Genomic DNA, 6,525 nt, shown 5'->3' with positions numbered 1-6,525 from the left:
CGCCGTCGCCCCCGGAACCTGTACCGCACGCGGCCAGGGCCAGCACGCTGAAACCCGCCAGACCGGTGATGGCGCGCGAACGCCACGTGCTCTTGCGGTGGGATTGGGGGGCCATGGAGAACCTTACTTCGCGTGGCTGGATCTCACCCAGACTGCCCGGTTACCGGCCCAACAACAAGTTGACTTCGGATGGATTACGGGCGGCGCAGGTGGGCCCGACGCATGTTCGACGGCAGGGGCGCGGACCTGAATTCCGGTGCGGCTTGGGGCTTCACCTCTCGCTCGCCCTCGGACCGTTCTTCGCCGGACGTTTCGGCCTGCGGACGATTGAATGAAACGTCCCGCAATACTCGACCGGGGGTTCGCATTCCTGGCCGCTGAGGCGACTGCGGACGACGTCGCGCGGCCGGCTCGTCGTCGCGAACGGCCTCGACCACGGCGTCAAGATCGTCGCGGTTCCAGCCGTCCGGAGATTCCAGACGCACCACACGCCAACCCCGCGGGGCGGTCATCCGGTCAGCGTGAAAAGCACACAGGTCGTACGCGTGCGGTTCGGAACGGGCGGACAACGCGCCGATCACGGCGGTGGAGTCCGAGTACACGTAGGTCAGGGTGCAGACCGCGGCCCGGGAACAGGTCTGGCGACTGCAGCTGCGCTGAGGAAGTTCTTCGCTCATGCGCTTGCTCAGCGTCCCCGGCGGCGCAGCCTGCGGCGTTCGCGTTCGGAGAGCCCGCCCCAGATGCCGAACTTCTCGTCGTTGGACATCGCGTAATCCAAGCATTCGCCGCTCACAGGGCACGCCTCGCACACGCGCTTGGCATCGCGGGTCGAGCCGCCCTTTTCGGGGAAGAACGCTTCGGGGTCGGTCTGTGCGCACAGAGCGTCGGTCTGCCAGGCGAGTTCGCCTTCGGCGTCGCCCTCGCTCACGGAGTACAGGCCGGCAACCGCCTGCCACACGGACGCATCCACGCTCTGCGGGTCGTGAACGTCCACGTCCGTGAGGTTCTGCGGAACCGGCGGCTGCGCGGGGGTCTGCGCCACGGGTTCGGAATCGTTGGCCTTGCGGCGATCGGATCGCAACATCACGTCGCCGGCGGATTCGGGATGTGCGGCCAAGAAGGCGCTTGCGAGATCGTCCAGGGTGGTGACTTCCATGGCGGATCCGCCACGTGCCTGATCCACGGGATCGACGAACCAATCAGCGGGGATCACCTCGTGCGCATTTGCACGGCCCTGCTCGGCGGTGTCCTCGTGATCGTTGAAGTGGCGGCGTGCGGCCTCTCCCATGTCAGTCCTTCCGTCCGACGCAAAAGCTATATGGTGCCCGTGACCTGCCCATTTGGGCCGCGGGGTACCAACCGCTCCAGGCGAAGGGTTGGTCCGCTTGGCCCGAAGCGGACCCCCTAATTACACGCGTGTAAGTCCCGCTGAGTCAAGCTGGGTTTAGCGGACTTGCAGATTTGACCGGCGTGCCGTCAGTGTGGTCGAAGGACCGTCACTTACCCTAAGGAGTTTCCGCGTGAGACGCACACCGGCCACATTTGCACAGGCCCTGGAGCAGCTTTCCGAACGCCCCACTCCCGCGCTCATCTGGCGTGACGGAGCCGAACGCGTGGAACTTTCCGGGCGCGTTCTCGTCAACTGGGTCGAAAAATCCGCGAGCCTTTTGGTCGACGAATTGGATGTTGAATCCGGGCAGCTCATCACCATTTCCCCGCGCCAGCACTGGCGACTCGTGTTCTCACCCTCGCCGCACTTCGCGTGGGTGCCTCGGTCCGGTTCGGTGAGAATTCCGCCGACGACGCCGCCGTCCACGCAGCACTCGAAGGTCATTTCAATGCCGACGTTCCCGCCGAAAACGTCCTGGCCGTGGCAACCCCCGCGCTCACCTTCGCCTGTGCGGAACCGGTTCCGGGTCCGGCCATCGACTTCTGTGCCGAGGTCCGATCATTTCCGGACGTGTACATGGGAATGGAAGAACCTCAGGACGGCGATGATGCCTTGTCAGAGGCAGGTATCTCGCACGGTGACCTGCTCGCGGAAGCCGTGCGAGCGGCGTCGTCGATCGAGGACCACACCGTGTACTTGCCGCTGGAGGACGGCTGGGACGAACGCGCGTTACTGACCGTGCTGGGGGTTCTACTGCGCGATGGTGCCGTGTTGCTGGCCGCGAATTCGGCGGATGTTACGCCGGATGTCCTGGCGCAGGAGAAGGCGGTCCCGCTGTCGGGTGAGTGAGGGGCCGAGCGGTCAGACCCCGTTCAGCCGATCAGATCCGGTTCAGACCTGGCTAGGAGGAGCGTCCGAATCCGAATGGCGCTTGGAAGGCGCGTCGGAATCCGTAGGGGGCGTCTCCTCCTTGCGGTGCACCACGGGGATCTGACCGGTGATGAACGCGAACTCCTCTTCGCGGCTGCCGGCGAAATCCGGGTCCTCGTCGAGTTCCTGACGGAACACCCAGAAGCGGTAGGCGAAGTAACGGAAGATCGTACCCAGGATGGTGCCGATGATCGTGCCGGAGATGAAGGATGCCGTGGCCGACTGCAGTCCCAGCACGTAGTAGCTGAAGAACAAACAGCCCATCTCGATACCCAGGCCAATACCGTTGGCCACCAGGAACTGGATCAACTCGCGGCGCTTGTTGTCCTGACGCTTCTCGCGGAAGGTCCACAATCGGTTGGCGATCCACGAGAACAGGATGGCCACAACCGTGGCAACGAACTTGGCCTTGATGTGGCTGTCCTCGAACCACGGGGTGTGCATCAGGATCCACGTGAGCGTCGCGTTGATGACGAACGCCAGCGCACCTACCACGCCGAACTTCATGAGTTCTTTGACGAACAGGTGCCACAGCGCGTCAGCGCGTTCCATGATGCTATTCACGTATGGTTCTCGGTTTCCGTCGCTCGGGGAAGTCACGCGCGCTGGTTACTGCACGCCCATGGGCGATCCGCAGAGACGCGTGATCTACCCGCATATTGAGGTGCATCCTACTCCTAAATAGCTGGTGGCCCGCTGTGGCGATACTCTGGGGAACGTGAGTTTCCCCATTACAGGTCCTGTCATTGGTGTTGTCGGAGGCGGCCAGCTGGCCCGCATGATGGCACCCGCCGCTACCGAGCTGGGCGTGGAATTACGCGTCCTGGCGGAAGGCCCGGACGTTTCGGCCGTGGCCGCCGTCCGCACCTCCCCCGTTGGGGACTACAAAGATTTGGACACCCTGCGGCAGTTCGCCTCAGAGGTGGATGTGGTCACCTTCGATCACGAGCACGTGCCCACCGAGCACTTGCGTGCCCTTCAGGAGGCCGGGGTGTCGGTGCAACCTGGTCCGGACGCCCTGGTCAACGCGCAGGACAAGCTGGTCATGCGCAAGGCCGTGGAGAGGCTCGGCCTGCCCAACCCCCAGTGGGCCCAGGTGCGTTCCGCGGACGAGCTGCTGGCCTTCGGTGAAACCGCGGGTTGGCCCTTGATCCTCAAGACGCCGCGCGGCGGCTACGACGGCAAGGGCGTGTTGAAGCTCGACGACGCTCAGGCCGTTCACCAGGATCCGGTCCCGGCGTGGTTCGCCCAGGCCTCCGAGGACGGCCTGCTCGCGGAGGAAGCCGTCCCGTTCACGCGTGAGCTGTCCGCTCTGGTCGCACGCACACCGTCCGGGGAAACCAAGGCGTGGCCCGTGGTGGAATCCGTGCAGGTCAACGGCGTGTGCGATGAAGTGATCGCCCCGGCACCCGGCCTGGACCCGGAAGTTGCTGCGGCGGCGTCGGGAGCGGCGATCATGCTGGCCCAGGAACTGGGCGTCACCGGTGTGATGGCGGCTGAGCTGTTCGAGACCCCCGGCCACGGCGCCGGTTTTGCCGTCAACGAACTGGCCATGCGCCCGCACAACTCCGGTCATTGGACCATGGACGGCTCCGTAACCAGCCAGTTCGAACAGCACCTGCGTGCCGTTCTGGACTGGGCCTTGGGTGCCACGGAGCTCAACGCGGATGTTGCCGTGATGAAGAACTTCTTGGGCGGCGACAATCAGGACCTCTTCGCGGCTTACCCGGCCGCCATGGCTGCCGAGCCGCGCGCCAAGATCCACAACTACGGCAAGTCGGTGCGTCCCGGCCGCAAGATCGGTCACGTCAACGTGGTCGGTTCCGCGGATGAGACCGCCGAACTGCGCCGCATCGCGACGCGTGCCGCGGGCATCATCCGCGACGGCGAGGATCGTTCGGAAGAACCCACCCACATCCAGTCCGAGGGCAAAGCACACCCCACGTGGGCGCCACTCCCCTAACCCAGACGCAGGCCCCGATCGTGGGCTTGGTCATGGGCTCAGATTCCGACTGGTCCACCATGCGCTTGGCCGCAGAAGCCCTGGAAGAGTTGGGCATTCCGTACGAGGCGGATGTCGTGTCCGCACACCGCATGCCGCACGAAATGCTCGACTACGGGCAGACCGCACACGAACGCGGTCTGCGCGTGATCATTGCCGGAGCCGGCGGCGCGGCACACCTGCCGGGCATGCTGGCCTCGGTCACGCCCCTGCCGGTGATCGGTGTGCCGGTTCAGCTCAAGACGCTGGACGGCATGGACTCGCTGCTGTCGATCGTGCAGATGCCCGCGGGTGTCCCCGTGGCCACCGTGTCGATCGGGGGCGCGCGCAATGCTGGTCTGCTGGCCGCACGTGTGTTGGCCTCTGCCACCGACACGTCCGCCGAGCACCTGCGGGACAATCTGCAGAACTTTGCCCGGGAGTTGTCCGAGACCGCTCATCGTAAGGGCCAGGCGCTGCGGGACACCGTGTTGCGAGGCGCCACGACCCAGGAGTAGAACTCTCCCGGCCGACCGATTTTCGGCCGGGATTCAGCCAGGAGCGGCACAATGACCGCAGTGCGTCGTGACTCGCGTCAGCGTGGTTCCCGTAATCACCCGCGTGAGCCGGCCGCAACACCGCCTTCCCCATCAGCACGGAGTTGCACGTGAACGGATCATCCTCGAGCGATGTAGGGGTACCCCTACCCGCCCACGGCCGGAGCCCCCCACTCGGATGAGGGCTACGCGGAAGACACCTTCCACGGTGCTTCCGCGACCCGCGATCCCGGTAGTGGCCCGCGCAAGAAGCGCTCCAACGTGGCCGATCCGTTGATCAACCCCAAGTTCGCGGCACCCGCGGACCGCACCAAACGTGCGTGGTGGCTGCTGGGGGCTACCGCCCTGGTTCCCGGCTCGGCCCAGCTGGTGGCTGGTCGCAAAGGCCTGGGGCGGCTGGCACTGCGCGTGACCGTGACCGTGTGGGCGCTCATTCTCTTCTCCGCAGTGCTCTGGCTCGTATGGAAGACCGCGCTGATCTGGTTGCTCACCAACTCGATCACGTCATGGCTCCTGATGTTCGGACTCATTGGACTGGCTATCGGCTGGGTATTCCTGTGGTTCGACACGCTCCGCCTGATCAGACCGGGCCTTCTGGGCGACAAGGTTCGCCGCGCCGTGGTCATCGTGACCGTTCTGGCCATGCTCATCACCGGCGGTGGCTTGGGCTACGCCGCTCATCTGGTCTCAGTGGCTCGTGGTGCGGTGTCCAACATCTTTGGCGGAGGTCTACCGTTCGCCCCGGACAACGGCCGCTACAACATCCTGCTCATGGGCGGCGACGCCGGTGATGACCGTGAAGGCCGCCGCCCCGACTCCATGACCGTGCTCAGCGTGGACGCGGATTCCGGGCGCACCGTGACCGTTTCTCTGCCCCGCAACCTGCAGAACGTGCCGTTCCCGGACGATTCCCCGATGAACGACGTGTACCCCAGCGGCTTCAGCTGTGGCGACGAGTGCATCATGAACGCCATCTACACGGATGTGATGCAGAACCACCAGGATCGCTACCCGGACGTGGCCGACCCCGGCGCTGAGGCTACCAAGGACGCCGCCGAGGGCGTCACCGGCCTGGAAATCCACGGCTACGTACTGATCGACATGGACGGTTTCGAATCCCTGGTGGACGCCCTGGGCGGCATCACCCTGGACGTGGGCGGACGCGTGCCCATGGGCGGTGGCACCAACATGGACACCGGTTTGCCCAACCCGATCCTCGATTGGATCGAACCCGGCGTGCAGCACATGGACGGCCACCACGCCCTCTGGTACGCCCGTTCCCGCGAAGGTGCCACGGACTACGACCGGCAGGCGCGCCAGCGCTGCGTTCAGGCCGCAATGCTCAAGCAGCTCAACCCGGTCAATGTGGCCACCAAGTTCGAGGATCTGGCCAACTCGGGTGAAGAAATCATCGAGACTGACATTCCGCAGTCCTCGATCGGTTCCCTGGTCAACGTGGCCATGAAGGCCAAGAACCACGACCTCGAGTCCTACGCCGTGGGCCCGCCCTTCTACGATCAGTCCTTCCCCACGTACCCGGACTTCCAGCTCTTCCAGTCCGATCTCCAGGGCGTGCTCGACAGGGCGACGGACGACGGCGCTGACGCGGCGGCGTCGTCGAACGTCCCGGCCCGTGGCGTGCAGGTGCGCCGGGTGGTGTGGGCGTG

The 6,525-nt window shown here is 65.2% G+C and carries 7 protein-coding genes; 4 read left to right on the top strand and 3 right to left on the bottom strand.

The annotated features are described in order from the left end of the window. Nucleotides 1–194: 194 nt before the first annotated feature. Both YO9_RS0113325 and YO9_RS20175 read right to left on the bottom strand, forming a co-directional pair. On the bottom strand, nucleotides 195–677 hold the full coding sequence (locus tag YO9_RS0113325; protein ID WP_016997930.1) for a DUF3499 domain-containing protein: 483 nt from the start codon (nucleotides 675–677) through the stop codon (nucleotides 195–197). An 8-nt stretch (nucleotides 678–685) separates the two neighbouring features. Further along, nucleotides 686–1,288, bottom strand: a complete 603-nt coding sequence (locus tag YO9_RS20175) for a WhiB family transcriptional regulator (protein WP_016997929.1) — start codon at nucleotides 1,286–1,288, stop codon at nucleotides 686–688. A gap of 474 nt (nucleotides 1,289–1,762) precedes the next feature. Here YO9_RS20175 and YO9_RS0113315 point away from each other — a divergent pair, with 474 nt between their 5' ends. Continuing rightward, nucleotides 1,763–2,239 (top strand): hypothetical protein, encoded by a 477-nt coding sequence (locus YO9_RS0113315; protein ID WP_016997927.1) that lies wholly within the window; start codon nucleotides 1,763–1,765, stop codon nucleotides 2,237–2,239. Nucleotides 2,240–2,281: 42 nt separating this feature from the next. Here the strand turns inward: YO9_RS0113315 and YO9_RS0113310 are convergent, their stop codons facing one another. Further along, nucleotides 2,282–2,872: a GtrA family protein gene (locus tag YO9_RS0113310; protein WP_016997926.1), complete on the bottom strand. Its 591-nt coding sequence runs from the start codon at nucleotides 2,870–2,872 to the stop codon at nucleotides 2,282–2,284. 226 nt (nucleotides 2,873–3,098) lie between these two features. Between YO9_RS0113310 and YO9_RS0113305 the strand changes: the two genes are divergently transcribed. From YO9_RS0113305 to YO9_RS0113295, 3 genes are all read left to right on the top strand, one after another. Continuing rightward, nucleotides 3,099–4,283 carry a 5-(carboxyamino)imidazole ribonucleotide synthase gene (locus YO9_RS0113305; protein WP_016997925.1) on the top strand — a complete coding sequence of 395 codons (1,185 nt, stop codon included), beginning with the start codon at nucleotides 3,099–3,101 and terminating at the stop codon, nucleotides 4,281–4,283. 32 nt (nucleotides 4,284–4,315) lie between these two features. Then, on the top strand, nucleotides 4,316–4,819 hold the full coding sequence (gene purE / locus YO9_RS0113300) for a 5-(carboxyamino)imidazole ribonucleotide mutase (RefSeq protein ID WP_223286571.1): 504 nt from the start codon (nucleotides 4,316–4,318) through the stop codon (nucleotides 4,817–4,819). A 300-nt stretch (nucleotides 4,820–5,119) separates the two neighbouring features. Continuing rightward, a partial coding sequence (locus YO9_RS0113295) for an LCP family glycopolymer transferase (protein ID WP_016997923.1) occupies nucleotides 5,120–6,525 on the top strand: 1,406 nt, incomplete at its 3' end.

The sequence above is a fragment of the Kocuria atrinae C3-8 genome, from assembly GCF_000286355.1.
Taxonomy (GTDB): Bacteria; Actinomycetota; Actinomycetes; order Actinomycetales; family Micrococcaceae; genus Kocuria; species Kocuria atrinae_A.
Note: the sequence above shows the minus strand (reverse complement) of the source record. Positions and strands in the feature narration are given on the sequence as shown.